Annotated in this window: 16 protein-coding genes; 9 read left to right on the top strand and 7 right to left on the bottom strand. The window is 69.0% G+C overall.

The annotated features are described in order from the left end of the window. Window positions 1-69 precede the first annotated feature (69 nt). Window positions 70-1,200 (bottom strand): DNA polymerase III subunit beta, encoded by a 1,131-nt coding sequence (gene dnaN, locus ACFV9M_RS06850; protein ID WP_385063492.1) that lies wholly within the window; start codon window positions 1,198-1,200, stop codon window positions 70-72. A 994-nt stretch (window positions 1,201-2,194) separates the two neighbouring features. Beyond that, window positions 2,195-4,135 (bottom strand): chromosomal replication initiator protein DnaA, encoded by a 1,941-nt coding sequence (gene dnaA, locus ACFV9M_RS06845; RefSeq protein WP_385063494.1) that lies wholly within the window; start codon window positions 4,133-4,135, stop codon window positions 2,195-2,197. A 378-nt stretch (window positions 4,136-4,513) separates the two neighbouring features. Between dnaA and rpmH the strand changes: the two genes are divergently transcribed. From rpmH to ACFV9M_RS06800, 9 genes are all read left to right on the top strand, one after another. Further along, a complete protein-coding gene (rpmH, locus tag ACFV9M_RS06840) occupies window positions 4,514-4,651 on the top strand; it encodes a 50S ribosomal protein L34 (RefSeq protein ID WP_003956500.1) in 138 nt (45 codons plus the stop codon). 21 nt (window positions 4,652-4,672) lie between these two features. Further along, entirely contained in the window at window positions 4,673-5,044 is a 372-nt protein-coding gene (gene rnpA, locus ACFV9M_RS06835; RefSeq protein WP_264932766.1) for a ribonuclease P protein component, read from the top strand. Then, entirely contained in the window at window positions 5,041-5,394 is a 354-nt protein-coding gene (gene yidD, locus ACFV9M_RS06830; protein WP_385063496.1) for a membrane protein insertion efficiency factor YidD, read from the top strand. Before rnpA ends, yidD begins: the two co-directional genes overlap by 4 nt. A gap of 3 nt (window positions 5,395-5,397) precedes the next feature. Beyond that, on the top strand, window positions 5,398-6,660 hold the full coding sequence (gene yidC, locus ACFV9M_RS06825) for a membrane protein insertase YidC (protein WP_385063498.1): 1,263 nt from the start codon (window positions 5,398-5,400) through the stop codon (window positions 6,658-6,660). Window positions 6,661-6,675: 15 nt separating this feature from the next. Further along, window positions 6,676-7,188, top strand: coding sequence for a protein jag (locus ACFV9M_RS06820; RefSeq protein ID WP_385063500.1), 513 nt, complete (start codon window positions 6,676-6,678; stop codon window positions 7,186-7,188). A 118-nt stretch (window positions 7,189-7,306) separates the two neighbouring features. Next, window positions 7,307-8,023 carry a 16S rRNA (guanine(527)-N(7))-methyltransferase RsmG gene (gene rsmG / locus ACFV9M_RS06815; protein WP_385063501.1) on the top strand — a complete coding sequence of 239 codons (717 nt, stop codon included), beginning with the start codon at window positions 7,307-7,309 and terminating at the stop codon, window positions 8,021-8,023. Window positions 8,024-8,286: 263 nt separating this feature from the next. Continuing rightward, window positions 8,287-9,357 carry a ParA family protein gene (locus tag ACFV9M_RS06810; RefSeq protein WP_385063687.1) on the top strand — a complete coding sequence of 357 codons (1,071 nt, stop codon included), beginning with the start codon at window positions 8,287-8,289 and terminating at the stop codon, window positions 9,355-9,357. Beyond that, a complete protein-coding gene (locus ACFV9M_RS06805) occupies window positions 9,354-10,454 on the top strand; it encodes a ParB/RepB/Spo0J family partition protein (RefSeq protein ID WP_385063502.1) in 1,101 nt (366 codons plus the stop codon). Before ACFV9M_RS06810 ends, ACFV9M_RS06805 begins: the two co-directional genes overlap by 4 nt. A gap of 387 nt (window positions 10,455-10,841) precedes the next feature. Then, on the top strand, window positions 10,842-11,459 hold the full coding sequence (locus ACFV9M_RS06800; RefSeq protein ID WP_385063504.1) for a GNAT family N-acetyltransferase: 618 nt from the start codon (window positions 10,842-10,844) through the stop codon (window positions 11,457-11,459). Window positions 11,460-11,621: 162 nt separating this feature from the next. Here ACFV9M_RS06800 and trxA read toward each other — a convergent pair whose 3' ends face one another. The 5 genes from trxA to ACFV9M_RS06775 form a co-directional block, all read right to left on the bottom strand. After that, window positions 11,622-11,951: a thioredoxin gene (trxA, locus tag ACFV9M_RS06795; protein WP_189931557.1), complete on the bottom strand. Its 330-nt coding sequence runs from the start codon at window positions 11,949-11,951 to the stop codon at window positions 11,622-11,624. A 41-nt stretch (window positions 11,952-11,992) separates the two neighbouring features. Then, window positions 11,993-12,961, bottom strand: coding sequence for a thioredoxin-disulfide reductase (gene trxB, locus ACFV9M_RS06790; protein WP_385063506.1), 969 nt, complete (start codon window positions 12,959-12,961; stop codon window positions 11,993-11,995). A gap of 167 nt (window positions 12,962-13,128) precedes the next feature. Further along, a complete protein-coding gene (locus ACFV9M_RS06785) occupies window positions 13,129-14,094 on the bottom strand; it encodes a hypothetical protein (RefSeq protein WP_385063508.1) in 966 nt (321 codons plus the stop codon). Then, window positions 14,091-14,816: an RNA polymerase sigma factor SigM gene (gene sigM, locus ACFV9M_RS06780; RefSeq protein ID WP_385063509.1), complete on the bottom strand. Its 726-nt coding sequence runs from the start codon at window positions 14,814-14,816 to the stop codon at window positions 14,091-14,093. Before sigM ends, ACFV9M_RS06785 begins: the two co-directional genes overlap by 4 nt. 19 nt (window positions 14,817-14,835) lie before the next feature. Next, window positions 14,836-16,524, bottom strand: a complete 1,689-nt coding sequence (locus ACFV9M_RS06775) for a protein kinase family protein (protein ID WP_385063511.1) — start codon at window positions 16,522-16,524, stop codon at window positions 14,836-14,838. Between the last annotated feature and the right edge of the window lie 126 nt (window positions 16,525-16,650).

Below are 16,650 nucleotides of genomic sequence, written 5' to 3'. Positions count from 1 at the left end.
CTTCTCCCCCACGGCCCGGCGGGTTGTCCACCGGTCTGTGGACAACCCGCCGGGCCCGGGAATCCGGTCTCAGCCGCTCAGACGCACCGGCATGATCAGGTACTTGTATGCCTCGTCCGCCTCGGCGTCCACGGCCGGCTTGCCGCTGAGCAGCGCGGGCTTGGTGGACGTCGTGAAGGAGAGCTGGGCCACCGGGGAGTCGATGGCGCTCAGGCCGTCCAGCAGGAAGGTCGGGTTGAAGGCGATCGAGATGTCGTCGCCCTCCAGCTGGGCGTCGACCCTTTCCACAGCCTGTGCGTCGTCGCTGGAGCCGGCCTCCAGGATGAGCACGCCCTGCTCGAAGCTGAGCCGCACCGGGGTGTTGCGCTCGGCGACCAGGGCCACGCGCTTGACGGCCTCCACGAAGGGCGCGGTCTCGATGACGGCGATGCTGTTGAACTCGGTCGGGAACAGCGTGCGGTACTTCGGGAGGTCGCCCTCCAGCAGCCGGGTCGTCGTCCGACGGCCGGCGCCCTCGAAACCGATCAGGCCCTCGCCCGAGCCGGAGCCGGACAGCGCCAGCGTGACGCTGTCGCCGCTGGTCAGCGCCTTGGCGGTGTCCAGGAGCGTCTTGGCGGGCACCAAGGCCACCGCGGAGGCGTCCGGGTTCTCCGGCTTCCACAGGAACTCGCGGACCGCGAAGCGGTAGCGGTCGGTGGAGGCCAGCGTGACGGTGTCGCCCTCGATCTCGATGCGCACACCGGTCAGGACGGGCAGCGTGTCGTCACGGCCCGCGGCGATGGCGACCTGGGCGGCCGCGGAGGCGAAGACCTCACCGGGGACCGTGCCCGTGGCGTTCGGCATCTGCGGCAGCGACGGGTACTCCTCCACAGGCAGTGTGTGGAGGGTGAAGCGGGAGGAGCCGCAGACCACCGTCGCCCGTACACCGTCTGTGGAGATCTCCACCGGTCGGTTGGGGAGGGCGCGGCAGATGTCCGCGAGCAGCCGGCCGGAGACGAGGACCGTGCCCTCCTCCTCGACCTCCGCTTCCACCGACACGCGTGCGGAGACCTCGTAGTCGAAGCTGGAGAGGCTGAGGGCGCCGTCGTCGGCCTTCAGCAGGAGGCCGGCGAGGACAGGCGCCGGCGGACGGGCCGGGAGGCTGCGCGCCGCCCAGGCAACTGCCTCCGCGAGTACGTCGCGTTCCACCCGGATCTTCACTCTTGCCGCCTCCTGCTGTTGCCGGCGCTTCTCGCCCTGCCTGGCCTTCGTCGTCTGTCTCGGTGTCGTCGGCCCCTGTGAGGGGAAGGACCACCGGGGACCAGTCTGACGCACCGCACTGACAGTAGGTGCCCCTCGGGGTCAAGTCGTGACCAGGGACAGCCGGAGCTCCGAGAGCGAGTTGTGCACAGGACCCCCTTCGAACCGGATTCCTGGCTCTCTCTAGTCGGGAGTAGTAGTAGGGCCTGTGGATACCGTGGATAACCGCGTCTTCGCAGCTCAGACGCGAGATTTTGTCCACGGGCCCTGTGGGCGGAGGCGGTGGACAACCGGGGTCATCTGTGGAGAACGGAAAGTTCTGCACACCCCGTACACAGGCAGAGGGGACTTCTCCCCAGACGCATCCCCAGGTTTACCCGTCTTTCCCACAGGCCAACCCGGCAGCTTCATGTGACGCCTTTCACTCAAGACGGTGAGGACGCCTCCGAGCTTGCCGAACAGTGGACAGGGGTGTGGAGAAGCCGACGATCGCTGGGGACAACCGGCTCGAGCCTGTGGGTTGCCGGTGGACAACTTCGTGCACAGGGTGTGGACCCTCGCTCTGTCCACACCCTGTGGATATCTTTCGTCCACGAATCCACAACCGGGTGACCTGGCCCGATGGTCCGTCAACAGGGTGGCCTGTGGACAGGATCTGGACAACTCCGCAGTCCCCAGCCTGTGGAGGGGAGAAAGTCACCGAATCTGTGGAGAGTGGCCGTAACCCGGCAGTTAATCGAACAGCGGGTGACCTCCTGGAGCGGCGCGCTCCCCCCGGGCACGGCCCGGGAAGCGTCCCCGGGCGCCCCCGCCGGCGCCTCTCCCACGGCACAGGGCGCCCGCCGGGGCGCGGTAGACGGGGGCGAGGGCGTTCCGGAGGCGGGCTCGTCGGGCATGGCGAAGGGCGCCCCGGGATCGCTCCCGAGACGCCCCTCGTAGGGTCCGTGCGGCCCGTTCAGCCGGCCTTGATGCGGTTGGTCAGCTCGGTCACCTGGTTGTAGATGGAGCGCCGCTCGGCCATCAGATTGCGGATCTTGCGGTCGGCGTGCATCACCGTCGTGTGGTCGCGGCCGCCGAACAGCGCGCCGATCTTCGGCAGCGACAGATCGGTCAGCTCGCGGCACAGGTACATGGCGATCTGCCGGGCGGTGACCAGGGCACGGCCCCGCGAGGTGCCGCACAGGTCCTCGACGGTCAGCCCGAAGTAGTCCGCCGTGGCGCTCATGATGGCCGTCGAGGTGATCTCGGGGGCCGAGTCCTCGCCCCCGGGCATCAGGTCCTTCAGGACGATCTCGGTCAGCCCCAGGTCCACCGGCTGCCGGTTGAGCGAGGCGAACGCCGTCACCCGGATCAGCGCGCCCTCCAGCTCGCGGATGTTGCGCGAGATCCGGGAGGCGATGAACTCCAGCACCTCCGGCGGGGCGTTCAGCTGCTCCTGCACCGCCTTCTTGCGGAGGATCGCGATACGCGTCTCCAGCTCCGGCGGCTGCACATCCGTGATCAGGCCCCACTCGAAACGGTTCCGCAGCCGGTCCTCCAGCGTCACCAGCTGCTTGGGCGGCCGGTCACTGGAGAGCACGATCTGCTTGTTCGCGTTGTGGAGCGTGTTGAAGGTGTGGAAGAACTCCTCCTGCGTCGACTCCTTGTCCGCGAGGAACTGGATGTCGTCGACGAGCAGGATGTCCATCTCGCGGTAGCGCTTGCGGAAACTGTCGCCCTTGCCGTCGCGGATGGAGTTGATGAACTCGTTGGTGAACTCCTCCGAGCTCACGTACCGCACACGCGTGCCCGGGTAGAGGCTGCGCGCGTAGTGGCCGATCGCGTGCAGCAGGTGCGTCTTGCCGAGACCCGACTCCCCGTAGATGAACAGGGGGTTGTACGCCTTCGCGGGAGCCTCGGCGACGGCGACCGCGGCCGCGTGCGCGAAGCGGTTGGACGCGCCGATGACGAACGTGTCGAAGAGGTACTTCGGGTTCAGCCGTGCCGTCGGCTCACCGGGGCCGCCCGCCGCGGGCTGTGCGCCCGACGGGCCAAGTCCGCCGGCGCCCGGCTGGCCGGGACCGGGCTGGCCCCCGCGGTGCGGGTGCCCGCCGGCCGACGGATCGGGCAGCTCACGCCGGACCGGGTCCCGCTGGTCGTAGTCGGGACGGTCGGGACGGGAGGACTCGTACTCGGAGCGCTGCTGCTCGTACGGGGACGGGTCGTAGGACGGGCGGTCCATCGGCTGGGGGCGGTAGTCCTGCGGAGGAGACCCGTAGGAGTCCTGACCGGACGGGCCGCCGTAGGTGTCCTGCGACCGGGAGGCGTAGGGGTCGCGCTCGGGGAAGCCGAGCCGCTGCTGCTGCCAGCCGTACTCGTCCTGGGCGGGGCGCGGCCAGGCGCCGGGCTCCGGTCGCTGGTACTCCGAGGGATAGGCCGGACGGGCTGTCGGCAGCTGGTCCTGGCGGGATCCCTGGTCCCCGGAGGGCGCCGGCATCTGGTCGCCGCGGTGCCGGCCGTAACCGTCGTACTGGCTGTCGTAGGGCGGCCGGTCGTAGGAGCCGTCGTAGGGGCCGGAGGGCCGTTCGGGTTCCTCGTAGCGCGGCGGGGCGGGGGGCGCGGGCGGCGTCGGCGGCTCGCCCGCGGAACCGTCGACGGTGATCGCGATACGGATCGGGCGGCCGCACTCACGGCTCAGGGTCTCGCTGACGATGGGGGCCAGACGGCCCTCCAGCACGCCCTTCGCGAACTCGTTCGGTACGGCGAGCAGGGCGGTGTCGGCCACCAGCGCCAGCGGCTGGCAGCGCCGGATCCAGTGCTCGTCCTTCGCCTCGACGCCCTGCCCGCGCCCCTCGCCGAGGAGCTGCTCCAGAACGCGTGGCCACACTGCGGCAAGATCGGCAGGTACGTCAGCCACAGGGCACGCTCTCTCACATGTCCCACGAACGGGTGATGGTGGGACGGATCGGTTTCACATCGGGGCGGGTCAGGGACAAGGGAACGAATCGGAGTCCAGCCACGGTAGTCAGCGCAGCGGGTACGGTTCAAGTTGTTGTCCCCAGGCTGTGGATAGTGTCTCCCGGTGGCCGCTGGTTTGACCGGATGGCGTAGCCGCGCGTACCGTAACCAGGTCGAGTTGTCGATGGCTGCTGCCGCCTGCCTCCGATGGGCACAGATCGCGTCAAAGGTGATCGGGAAGCGGTGCACTCGGGCGCTGAACGCGAGCTACTCGTGGGCGCACGGTGACAGCCAGGACGGCACCCCGCCACTACCGATTGATTTCTGGAGCCCCCGAGTGAGCAAGCGCACCTTCCAGCCGAACAACCGTCGTCGCGCGAAGACCCACGGCTTCCGGTTGCGTATGCGCACCCGTGCCGGCCGCGCGATCCTCGCGTCCCGCCGTAGCAAGGGTCGCGCCCGTCTGTCCGCCTGATCCCGGTCAGGTCATGCCGTCGTGCTGCCCACCGAGAACCGGCTGAGGCGGCGCGAGGACTTCGCGACCGCAGTACGACGGGGCCGTCGGGCCGGACGCCCGACTCTCGTCGTCCATCTTCGTAGCGGTGCCACGGACCCGCACGCGCCTGGGGAGAGCGCTCCCCCGACGCGTGCGGGTTTCGTCGTGAGCAAGGCTGTGGGAGGAGCGGTCGTCCGCAACACGGTGAAGCGCAGACTCCGCCATCTGATGCGCGACCGAGTCGCCCTCTTGCCCCCCGGTAGCCTGGTAGTCGTACGGGCGCTGCCCGGGGCGGGTGACGCCGACCACGCACAGCTGGCCCAAGACCTTGATGCCGCCCTTCAACGGCTGCTGGGAGGGGGCGCGCGATGAAGTACCCGCTGCTGGCCCTGATCAAGCTCTACCAGTGGACGATCAGTCCGCTGCTCGGGCCGGTGTGCAAGTACTACCCGTCGTGCTCTCACTACGGCTTCACGGCCATCGACCGGCACGGCGCGTTCAAGGGAACAGCCCTCACCGCCTGGCGCATCCTGCGGTGCAACCCGTGGTCGCTGGGAGGCGTGGATCATGTCCCGCCGCGCAAGCGCCCGCGGTGGCACGAGGCGCTGCGCGACACCTGGCGCGCACGCAAGGGCGGGCCCTCCGCCGCCGAAACGGCCACCGAGGAGAATCGTTCTTCGAGCCCGGCCGCAGAGACCCCGTCCCATGCCCAAGGAGCATGATTAGTGGACACGATCGCAAGCCTCTTCAGTTTCATCACCACACCCGTCTCCTGGGTCATCGTCCAGTTCCACACGGTGTACGGCTCCCTCTTCGGCCCGGACACGGGATGGGCCTGGGGCCTGTCCATCGTGTCCCTGGTGATCCTCATCCGGATCTGCCTGATCCCGCTCTTCGTGAAGCAGATCAAGGCGACGCGGGCGATGCAGACGCTGCAGCCCGAGATGAAGAAGATCCAGGAGCGCTACAAGAACGACAAGCAGCGCCAATCCGAAGAGATGATGAAGCTGTACAAGGAGACGGGTACCAACCCGCTCTCCTCGTGCCTTCCCATCCTGGCGCAGTCTCCGTTCTTCTTCGCCCTGTACCACGTGCTCAACGCCATCGCCAACGGTGACACCATCGGTGTGATCAACCAGGGCCTGCTGGAGAGCGCGCAGAAGGCGCACATCTTCGGCGCCCCCTTGGCGGCGAAGTTCACCGACAGCGCCTCGGACGTGGCCGCACTCGACGCCTCGCTGACCAGCGTCCGCATCGTCACCGCGATCATGATCGTCCTGATGTCGGCCTCGCAGTTCTTCACGCAGCGCCAGCTGATGACGAAGAACGTCGACACCACGGTGAAGACGCCGTTCATGCAGCAGCAGAAGATGCTGATGTACGTCTTCCCCATCATGTTCGCCGTCTTCGGCATCAACTTCCCGGTCGGTGTCCTCGTCTACTGGCTGACCACCAACGTGTGGACCATGGGCCAGCAGATGTACGTCATCCACAACAACCCGACCCCGGGTTCCAAGGCTCAGGCCGCCTACCTGGAGCGCCTGCACAAGCGCGTCACGCACCACGGCAAGACCCGTGGCCGCGGCGAGAAGGCCATCGTCAAGGCGATCGTGGCCAAGGGCCGGGACCGCAACGAGTTCGAGCGCAAGTTCATCAACGGTCTGAGCAAGGCGGGCCTCGCGGCCCAGGCCGACGGCACCGTGGCGAGGGGCGAGACCCAGATCGACACCCTGACCGAGGACGGCACGCCCCTGACGGCGGCGGCCGCCGCGGCCAAGCGCCAGCAGCCCAAGCGCCAGTCCAAGGCCCAGCGCCAGTCCGGAGGCCCCAAGGCGGCCGGCGAGACGACCTCGCTGACCAAGTCCGACGCTCCGCAGGACGCCAAGCCCGCCGGTGCCGCGAAGCCCGCCGGAGGTACCCGCAGCAAGGCCCAGTCCGGGCAGCGCAAGGGTGGCCCGCAGCGCCCCAAGTCCCCGTCCAAGAAGTAAGAAGGAGCCCATCCCGTGACGGAAGGCACCACCTCCGCCGCCGCCGAAGGTGCAGACACCCTGACCCGCCTGGAGCAGGAGGGCGAGATCGCGGCGGACTACCTCGAAGGTCTGCTGGACATCGCCGATCTCGACGGCGACATCGACATGGACGTCGAGGCAGACAGGGCCTCTGTGTCGATCATCAGCGACACGGGCACCCGTGACCTGCAGAAGCTGGTCGGCCGGGACGGCGAGGTGCTGGAGGCGCTGCAGGAACTGACGCGCCTGGCCGTGCACCGGGAGACCGGCGACCGCAGCCGGCTGATGCTGGACATCGCTGGCTACCGCGCCAAGAAGCGCACCGAGCTCTCCGAGCTGGGCGCCAAGGCCGCGTCCGACGCGAAGAACAGCGGTGAGCCGGTGAAGCTGAAGCCGATGACGCCCTTCGAGCGCAAGGTAGTCCACGACGCCGTCAAGGCGGCCGGTCTGCGCAGCGAGTCCGAGGGCGAGGAGCCGCAGCGCTTCGTCGTCGTGCTTCCCAACTGATTCGGTTCCACGACCCCCCCGGCCCCGTCTGTTGTGCAGGCGGGGCCGGTCTTTGTCAGCCTGGTAGTTCTGGTGATCGGCGCCGAGTACGCCGATGCGGTACGGAAGGACGGTCCCCGTGACGGAGGCAGCGGAGCTCCCCCCTGCGCCCGAGCAGGCACGCGAGGTATTCGGTGAGCGCTTCGCGGATGCGGTTCGGTACGCCGAGCTCCTGGCCGAGGCAGGAGTGCAGCGTGGGCTCATCGGGCCCCGGGAGGTGCCCCGCCTCTGGGAGCGGCACCTGCTGAACTGCGCGGTGCTCTCCGAGGCCGTACCCGAGGACGTGACGGTGTGCGACGTCGGCTCCGGTGCGGGCCTGCCGGGGATCCCCCTGGCACTCGTCCGTGAGGACCTGAAGATCACCCTGCTGGAGCCGCTCCTGCGGCGCACCAACTTCCTCACCGAGGTTGTCGAACTCCTCGGCCTGGACCATGTCACCGTCGTGCGTGGGCGCGCCGAAGAGGTCATGGGCAAGCTGCCACCGGTCCACGTGGTCACCGCCCGAGCGGTGGCACCGCTGGACCGCCTCGCCACCTGGGGCATCCCTCTGCTGCGCCCCTACGGCGAGATGCTGGCCCTCAAGGGGGACACTGCCGAGGAGGAGCTGAAGAGCGCGGCGACCGCGCTGAGCAAGCTGGGTGCGGTCAGCACATCGATCCTGCACGTCGGCGAAGGTGTCGTCGACCCGCTCTCCACGGTGGTCCGGGTCGAGGTCGGGGAGAGCCCCGGCGGGGTGCGCTTCGCGGCCAAACGGGCCAAGGCGGCGCGGACCGGCCGCGCCCGTCGCCGTCGCTGACCCGGTCACGATCGGCGGTACTCCACACAAGCTGCGCAATCTGCGCATGACGGAGTGTCGCGACAGTTCGGCCGCGGGCGCTGTGCATCGTGTTTCACGTGAAACGTCGCTCACTGCTGCACGGCATCATCAGCCGGGGCCGCGCCGCGGCCGAACCCCGCGACCGCAGGCCTCTCGGCTCACTCGACAAGGGGAGGGAGTTGTCCACAGAGGTGGGTTTCTCCACAGAAGACCAGGGCTCACTGGTTCATGACCCCGGAGACATGGGAGGCTCTGTTCATTGCGAGCCTGAAGTCGAGGAGAGTGAATCCTTGCGGTCCGACGCCAACATCGCGGGACCGATGACCGATCCGGTCCCCGGTCCCCGTACCGAGTCGATGGGGGAGGATGTTTCACGTGAAACACCGCCCCCGATGGACGACACTCCAATCGGTCGCGCGGCCCAACTGGCGGTGGAAGCTCTGGGTCGCGCCGGCGAGGGCCTGCCACGGCCCGAGCAGACGCGCATCGTCGTGGTGGCCAACCAGAAGGGCGGTGTGGGCAAGACGACGACGACCGTCAACCTTGCCGCCTCCCTGGCCCTGCACGGGAACCGTGTGCTGGTGATTGACCTGGACCCGCAGGGCAATGCGTCTACCGCCCTGGGCATCGATCACCATGCCGAGGTCCCGTCCATCTACGACGTGTTGGTCGACAGCCGTCCTCTCTCGGAAGTCGTTCAGCCGGTCCCCGATGTCGAGGGCCTCTTCTGTGCTCCGGCCACGATCGATCTCGCCGGTGCGGAGATCGAGCTGGTGTCCCTGGTGGCACGCGAGAGCCGGCTCCAGCGAGCGATCCAGGCCTACGAGCAGCCGCTGGACTATGTCCTCATCGACTGTCCGCCCTCGCTCGGCCTGCTGACAGTCAACGCGATGGTGGCGGGCCAGGAGGTCCTCATCCCGATCCAGTGCGAGTACTACGCGCTGGAGGGCCTGGGCCAGTTGCTCCGCAACGTCGACCTGGTACGGGGACACCTCAACCCCACCCTGCATGTGTCGACCATCCTGCTCACCATGTACGACGGCCGAACGCGTCTTGCGTCGCAGGTCGCGGAGGAGGTGCGCACCCACTTCGGCGACGAGGTGCTGCGGACGAGCATTCCCCGCTCGGTCCGCATCTCCGAAGCACCGAGCTATGGGCAGACGGTGCTGACGTACGATCCAGGTTCGAGCGGCGCCCTCTCCTATTTTGAGGCGGCCCGTGAGATCGCGCTGAGGGGCGTCGGTGTCAGCTATGACGCCACCCACGCCCACAACGGTGCACCGAACAATCCGAGCATGGAGGGGATCCAGTGAGTGAGCGACGGAGGGGGTTGGGTCGTGGTCTTGGCGCACTGATCCCCGCTGCCCCGACCGAGAAGACGCCGGCTGCGGCTGCGTTGGGAGGCGGCCCCTCGGCGTCCCCCGCAGCGGTTCCTCTGCTGACGAGTGACCGTGGAGTGGCCGCGGCACGGGTAGCGACACTGCCGCCTGTTTCACGTGAAACCGAGGAATCGGCGCCGCAGGCTGTGGGGGAGACACCTGCGCCTCCCCTGGGGGCTCACTTCGCCGAGATCCCGCTCGACGCCATCACGCCGAACCCGCGCCAGCCGCGTGAGGTCTTCGACGAGGACGCGCTGCACGAACTGATCACCTCCATCAAGGAGGTCGGTCTCCTCCAGCCCGTCGTCGTACGGCAGCTGGGCCCCGGGCGCTACGAACTCATCATGGGGGAGCGGCGCTGGCGGGCCTGCCGTGAAGCGGGCCTGGAGGCGATCCCCGCGATCGTGCGGGCCACGGAGGACGAGAAGCTCCTCCTGGACGCCCTCCTGGAGAACCTCCACCGGGCGCAGCTGAACCCGCTGGAGGAGGCAGCCGCCTACGACCAGCTCCTCAAGGACTTCAACTGCACCCACGACCAGCTCGCGGATCGCATCGGCCGGTCCCGCCCGCAGGTCTCCAACACCTTGCGTCTGCTGAAACTCTCGCCCGCGGTCCAGCGCCGGGTCGGGGCCGGGGTGCTCTCCGCCGGTCATGCCCGCGCGTTGCTCTCCGTCGAGGACTCCGAGGAGCAGGATCGGCTGGCGCACCGGATCGTGGCCGAGGGGCTGTCGGTGCGTGCCGTCGAGGAGATCGTGACCCTCATGGGATCGCGGCCGCAGACCCCTCAGCGTTCCAAGGGCCCCCGTGCCGGCGGCCGGGTCTCCCCGGCGCTGTCCGAGCTCGCCACCCGGCTCTCGGACCGCTTCGAGACACGGGTGAAGGTCGACCTGGGACAGAAGAAGGGCAAGATCACCGTCGAGTTCGCCTCCATGGACGACCTGGAGCGCATCCTCGACAGCCTTGCCCCCGGAGAGGGACCCGTGCTGCAGAAGGGACTCGTCGAGGGCGAGTCCGAGGCGACGGAGGACTGAGCCGTCCTGCTGGCGGACCTCACCTCACGCGGTCGGGCAACCGTTCCGTAGCCGGGTCGAGGGGCCCGTAGCCGGGTCGAGGGTCCCGTGGAGGGCCGTTCGAGCGAGCCGTGTCCGGTGTGTGCCGGACACGGCTCGCTCTTTGCTTTCATGCAGTATCGAGGCAATCGCTTCGTGGATACGATGCGTGGGGAGTATGGCGCATCCACCGAGCAGAACCTCTGAGGGGGAGGCGGAGGCCATGCGAACGATGAGCCGGACCGGACTGGTGAGTGCGGGACTGGGACTGGGCGCGGTCGGAGGCTTCGTCGGCAGCCTGCTCAGGGAACGGAGCGCTCTGACAGCCGCCCGCGATGCCGCGGGCGAAGGAAGCGAGGAACAGCCTTCATGGGGCGTCGGCTCGTACCGCTCACGCTGGACAACCTCAAGGACCTCCCCCAGCGCTGCCGCTCGTGTGTCTTCTGGGAACTGGATCCCGTCAGCGGAAAGGCCGCGCTGAGCGAGGGAACGGCCGTCGAGGAGAAGGAGGCCTGGATCTCCGCCGTCCTGCTGGACTGGGGCTCCTGCGGCCGGGTCGTCTACGTCGACGACGTGCCTGTCGGCTTCGTGCTCTACGCCCCGCCCGCGTACGTGCCTCGGTCGACGGCGTTCCCCACCAGCCCGGTGTCCCCGGACGCCGTGCAGTTGATGACGGCGTTCATCATGCCCGGCTACCAGGGCCAGGGGCTCGGCCGGGTGATGGTGCAGACAGTGGCGAAGGATCTGCTGCGCCGAGGATTCAAGGCGATCGAGGCGTTCGGTGATGCCCGGTGGAAGGAACCCGCCTGTCTTCTTCCCGCCGACCATCTGCTGGCGGTGGGCTTCAAGACGGTCCGTCCGCACCCCGCTCACCCACGGCTGAGACTGGAACTGCGGAGCACGCTCTCCTGGAAGGAAGACGTGGAGATGGCCCTCGACCGTCTGCTGGGAGCGGTTCAGAAGGAGCCGGCGCTGCGCCCACTGTGACGGCGCTGCGGCCGGTGGGACAGGTGCTGACTGCGGCCGGTGGCACCGCCTTTGAGAATTCCTGAACACGCAGCATGGACAGACGAATGGGCCAGCCCGTCGGGGCTGGCCCATTCGTGTTTCACGTGAAACATCGACCGACGAACTGCCGGCCCCTGAACATCACTCGGCGATGAAGTCCTCGAGGTCGCGGACGATCGCGGCCTTCGGCTTGGCGCCGACGATGGTCTTGGCGACCTCGCCGTTCTGGTAGACGTTCAGGGTCGGGATCGACATGACGCCGTACTTGGCGGCCGTACCCGGGTTCTCGTCGATGTTGAGCTTGACGACCTCGATCTTGTCGCCGTACTCGTTGGCGATCGCCTCGAGGGACGGAGCGATCTGGCGGCACGGGCCGCACCAAGCAGCCCAGAAGTCCACCAGGACGGGCTTGTCGCTCTTGAGGACGTCCTGCTCGAAGGAGTCGTCGGTCACGTTCTTCAGGTCGGCCACGGCGGGCTCCTTTAACTGGTGTGCGGTGGGGCGGGAGGAGGTCAGACGGCGGTCTTCTCGGGCTCGGCCTGCTCCTCGTCGGCGAGGGCGGCGAGGAAGCGCTCCGCGTCGAGAGCGGCGGAGCAGCCGGTGCCGGCTGCGGTGATCGCCTGGCGGTAGGTGTGGTCGACCACGTCGCCGGCGCCGAAGACACCGGTCAGGTTCGTCCGGGTGGAGGGCGAGGCGACCTTGAGGTAGCCCTCCTCGTCCAGGTCGAGCTGACCCTTGAAGAGCTCGGTGCGCGGGTCGTGGCCGATCGCGATGAACAGGCCGGTCACCGGCAGGTCGGAGAGTTCACCGGTCTTGAGGTTGCGCAGCTTCAGGCTCGCCAGCTTCTGGTCACCCTGGATCTCGGCGACCTCACTGTCCCAGACGAACTTGATCTTCGGGTCGGCGAAGGCGCGCTCCTGCATCGCCTTGGAGGCACGCAGGGTGTCGCGGCGGTGGACGATCGTCACCGACTTGGCGAAGCGGGAGAGGAAGGTGGCCTCCTCCATCGCGGTGTCGCCGCCGCCGATCACGGCGATGTCCTGGTCCTTGAAGAAGAACCCGTCGCAGGTGGCGCACCACGAGACACCGCGGCCGGAGAGGGTGTCCTCGTTCGGCAGGCCGAGCTTGCGGTGCTGCGAGCCGGTGGTGACGATGACGGCCTTGGCCCGGTGGACGGTACCGGCGGTGTCCGTGACGGTCTTGATCTCACCGGTCAGGTCGACGGAGACGACGTCGTCGGGAACGAGCTCGGCACCGAACCGCTCGGCCTGGGCGCGCATGTTGTCCATGAGCTCGGGGCCCATGATGCCGTCCCGGAAGCCGGGGAAGTTCTCCACCTCGGTGGTGTTCATCAGTGCACCGCCCGCGGTGACGGCGCCTTCGAAGACCAGCGGCTTCAGTGACGCGCGCGCGGTGTACAGCGCCGCGGTGTAGCCGGCGGGCCCGGAGCCGATAATGATCACGTTACGGACGTCGCTCACGGCTTGATTCCTCGTCTCTGGTCAACGTCGTTCGACCGGGGGGAGCCTGACTGAACTCTCACCCCACCCAACGGATCCTAAGGGGCGCGCATTCCCGGTGTGGCCGGGCACACGGTGGTCTGACACCGTACGGGATACCACGCGGGAGAGAGCCGATGCCTGCGCCGTCAGCGGCGGGTGTAGGTGTCCTTCAAGAGCACCTCGGCCGGGCCGGCCGACGCCTGCTCCACACAGGTCGCGTCCATGAGGTAGGCGGTGACCTTGGTGCTGTCGGACGTGGGCAGGACGACGAGGAGAGCATCCTTGCCGCGGTACGTGCCGGGCTCGGTGGCGAGTGCTGCTTCGCTCCGGCCGATGCCCTTCTGAACGCATGGAGGGACCGACGGCTCTTGCAGAAGCGTGGGCCCCTTGACCTCGGGCTCGGTCTGCGCTCCCAGCTCATCCGGATTACTGGACCCCGCGGCCTCGGCGAGGAGGTTCGTGACGCGTTGCTCCAGGCTGCTCGCGGCGAAGGTGTCGACGACTGTGGACGACGGTCCTGCCGGGGTCCCGGAGTCGGCATCCTCGGTCAGGGAGGACACCAGGACCGAGCCGAGCCCCAGGGCGGCCACGGCGAGCACGGTGCCCAGGGCGGCGACCTTACGGCGCCCCTGCTTCGTACGCGCCTTGCGGCCTGGTCCGGTGGCGGAGCTGCGGGCGTGCCCTGCGGGGCGGGACGCGGCTGGTGATGTTTCACGTGAAACATGTGCCGCGGGGTCGGGGGCCGGCTCGGGGGCCGGTTCCGTGACGGGAGCCCGATCCTTGGGAGCGAACTGATCCGTGGAAGCGAGCTGATCCATGGAGGGGGTGTGGCCCGTGCCCGTGGCGTCGGGTGCGGTGGCGTCGAGCAGGGCTTCCGCGGCGAGTGCGGCGTCGATGCGGTGGGCGACGTCGTCCGGCATGCGCGGTGCTCCGGGCAGGGTGCCCAGGAGGCCACGGATCTCCTCCAGCGACGCGTGGACGTCCGCGCACAGGACGCACGCGTCCAGGTGCCTCCGGACGTCGGCACAGCGGGACGGGGGCAGTAGGCCCTCGGTGAGGTCGGAGATCTCCTCGACGTCCGGGTGTCCGGTCGTGTCCGTCGTCGATGTCACGCTCGCCCACCTCCGCCCTTCACAGCAGCTGAATCGCCCGTCCCGGCGCCGTCCGGTCCCTCGTCCCGAGGTTCCGCTGCGGGTGGGACGGATGTCCCCTGCGCCCGGTTCCGTCCCGCGGCGTCTTCCCGCTCGTCGTCGGGGCTTCCCGACCTGAGATGGGTGAGCAGCGGCAGCAGCTTGGCTCTCCCCCGGGCACAGCGGCTCTTCACCGTTCCGGGCGGGACGTCGAGCACACGGGCGGCCTCGGCGACCGGGTAGCCCTGCATGTCGACGAGGACGAGCGCGGCGCGTTGGTCGGGCGGCAGCGTGCCGAGGGCTTCCAGAAGCTGGCGGTGCAAGTCGTTGCGCTCCGCCGGGGCCGAGGCCGCCTCGTGCGGCTCCAGCAGCTGCTCCAGGCGTTCGTTGTCGTCGACGGGTGAGGTCTTGCGGGAGGCCACCTTGCGGGCCCGGTCCAGGCAGGCGTTCACCGTGATGCGGTGCAGCCAGGTCGTGACGGCCGACTGGCCACGGAAGGTGTGGGCGGCCCGGTAGGCGGAGACGAGGGCGTCCTGGACCGCGTCAGCGGCTTCCTCACGGTCTCCCAGGGTCCGCAGGGCCACCGCCCACAGCCGGTCGCGATGGCGCCGTACGAGCTCCCCGAAGGCGTCGGGATCGCCGTCCACATGACGGGCGAGGAGGTCCTGGTCGCTTGCGTCGCCGTACGCGGTGCCTTCAGCCATCGGCCCCCTCCCCTCAGCGTCAGCCGGTCACCTTGACGTCCGCCACCCGGCCACGGTAGGTGCCCTCTTCGGTCAGCGGCAGCTTGGTCAGCCAGACCAGAAGGTAACGGCTCTCGACCGCTTGCGTGGGCTGAAGCGTCACCGTCGTACCGGTGCCCGTGGCGACCTTCGTATAGCCGTTGAAGGCCGTGGGGGCTGCGGAGGCCGCGCCTTCGGGGGCGGTGAGCAGCTGGACCGACGTCTCCCCCACGAAGGTGACGGTCACCTTCTCGACCTGCTGGACCTTTCCGAGGTCGAGGATGATGCCGAGGCCCTTCTTCAGGTTCCCGAAGGCGGCACCCTGGTAGTAGTCCGTCTGCCAGTACGTTGAGGTGCTGTCGTCGTACGCCTTCCCTATGTCGGAGGGCTTCTCGGAACCGTCTCCGAACGGGTCGAAGTCCTGTGCCCCGCTGATGGCGATCGGCACACTGGCCGGCTTCGACGGGCTCTTCTCGTTGCTCTCCGTCGTCTGGGTCTGGTTGGTGTCGTCGGACTCGCCCCGGTCCATCAGGGCGTCCGCGAGCTGCCAGCTGCCGAGGCCGAGGGCGGCGATGAGCAGGGCGGAGACCGCCCACTTCAGGGCCTTGCCGGTGCGGCTCTGCAGCGGGGGCGGCGGAGTCGGCACCGGCTGGGTGACGCCCGGCGCGGCGGGTCGCCCGTAGGTCCCCTGCTGGTACGTCGTGCGCTGGTACTCCGGGGGTGCCGTGAAGGCGGGCTCCGGCGGGCGGATGCGGGGCATCTCACCGATCGCCTTCACCAGCTCCTCCGGCGTGGTGCACGCGGCCTCGTGCCGGGACGCGGTCGCCCCGTCGTTGGCGAGTGCGCGCATCGCCAGCTCCGACAAGCCCCGGTGGACGCCGGCACGTACCTGGTCGGGAGGGATCAGCCCGATGTCCTTCGGCAGCCCCGACAGGCCGTGGGCATCGCTCTCGTACGGCCAGCGCTGGGTGAGGACCGCGTACAGGAGGGCGCCGATCGCCTCCGTGTCGGTGCGCTGGGGGGTGTCGGAGGAGATACCGCGCAGCGCGGCGTTCACGGCGAGGCCGCGGATGCGCCACTGGCCCGTGGAGGTCCGCAGCACGGCGTTGGGGTTCAGACGCAGGTGCGCGAGCCCCTCACGGTGGGCGGCCGCCATCGCGGAGGCGATCTGGCTGACCATCTGGTAGGCGTCGTGCGGCTCCAGCGGCCCGGCGGCCAGGAGCGTGGTCAGCTCGGTGGCGTCCGGCAGCCACTCGTGGACGACGTAGACGAGGTCGTTGTCCTCGACGGCGTCCAGCACCTGGACGAAGCGGGGGTCGCCGAGCAGCGCGGAGGAGCGGGCCGCGGCCAGCACCGAACGGGCCCGGACGTGATCCGCGGGCAGGACATGGACGCCGACGGCGCGACGGAGTTTCTCGTCGACCGCACGCCAACTGCTGAAACCGTCCAGACGGGTGACACAGTCCTCGAGGCGGTAGCGTCTGGCGAGTTTGTGCCCGCTGTGCAGTTCAGGCGCCGAGGCCTTCCCGGAACGCTCCGTCCCACCGCTCCCCTGTGCCTCGTCGCTGTCCGTGTCCCGCTCCCGGTTCTGGGCCACCCCGTCGGCCGTGGACTGGTCCGCCTCCGCGGTCAGCGGCTTGTCACCGCTGTTGTCTGCCACGTCGACGGCAGCCGTACTCCGTTCCGCCACCGTCGTCCCTGCCTCCCCATCCGTTGCGCGCCGTCCGACCTCGTGCGCGCCGTCCGACGCCGAAACCAATTGTGCCCACAGTCCGCCGCTATGCACGACACGCGGCGGCCGACGATGGTTGTGCGC

Origin of the sequence: Streptomyces sp. NPDC059895 (assembly GCF_042731035.1) — a bacterium.
Lineage (GTDB): Bacteria > Actinomycetota > Actinomycetes > Streptomycetales > Streptomycetaceae > Streptomyces.
This window is presented reverse-complemented; position numbering and strand designations above follow the sequence as displayed.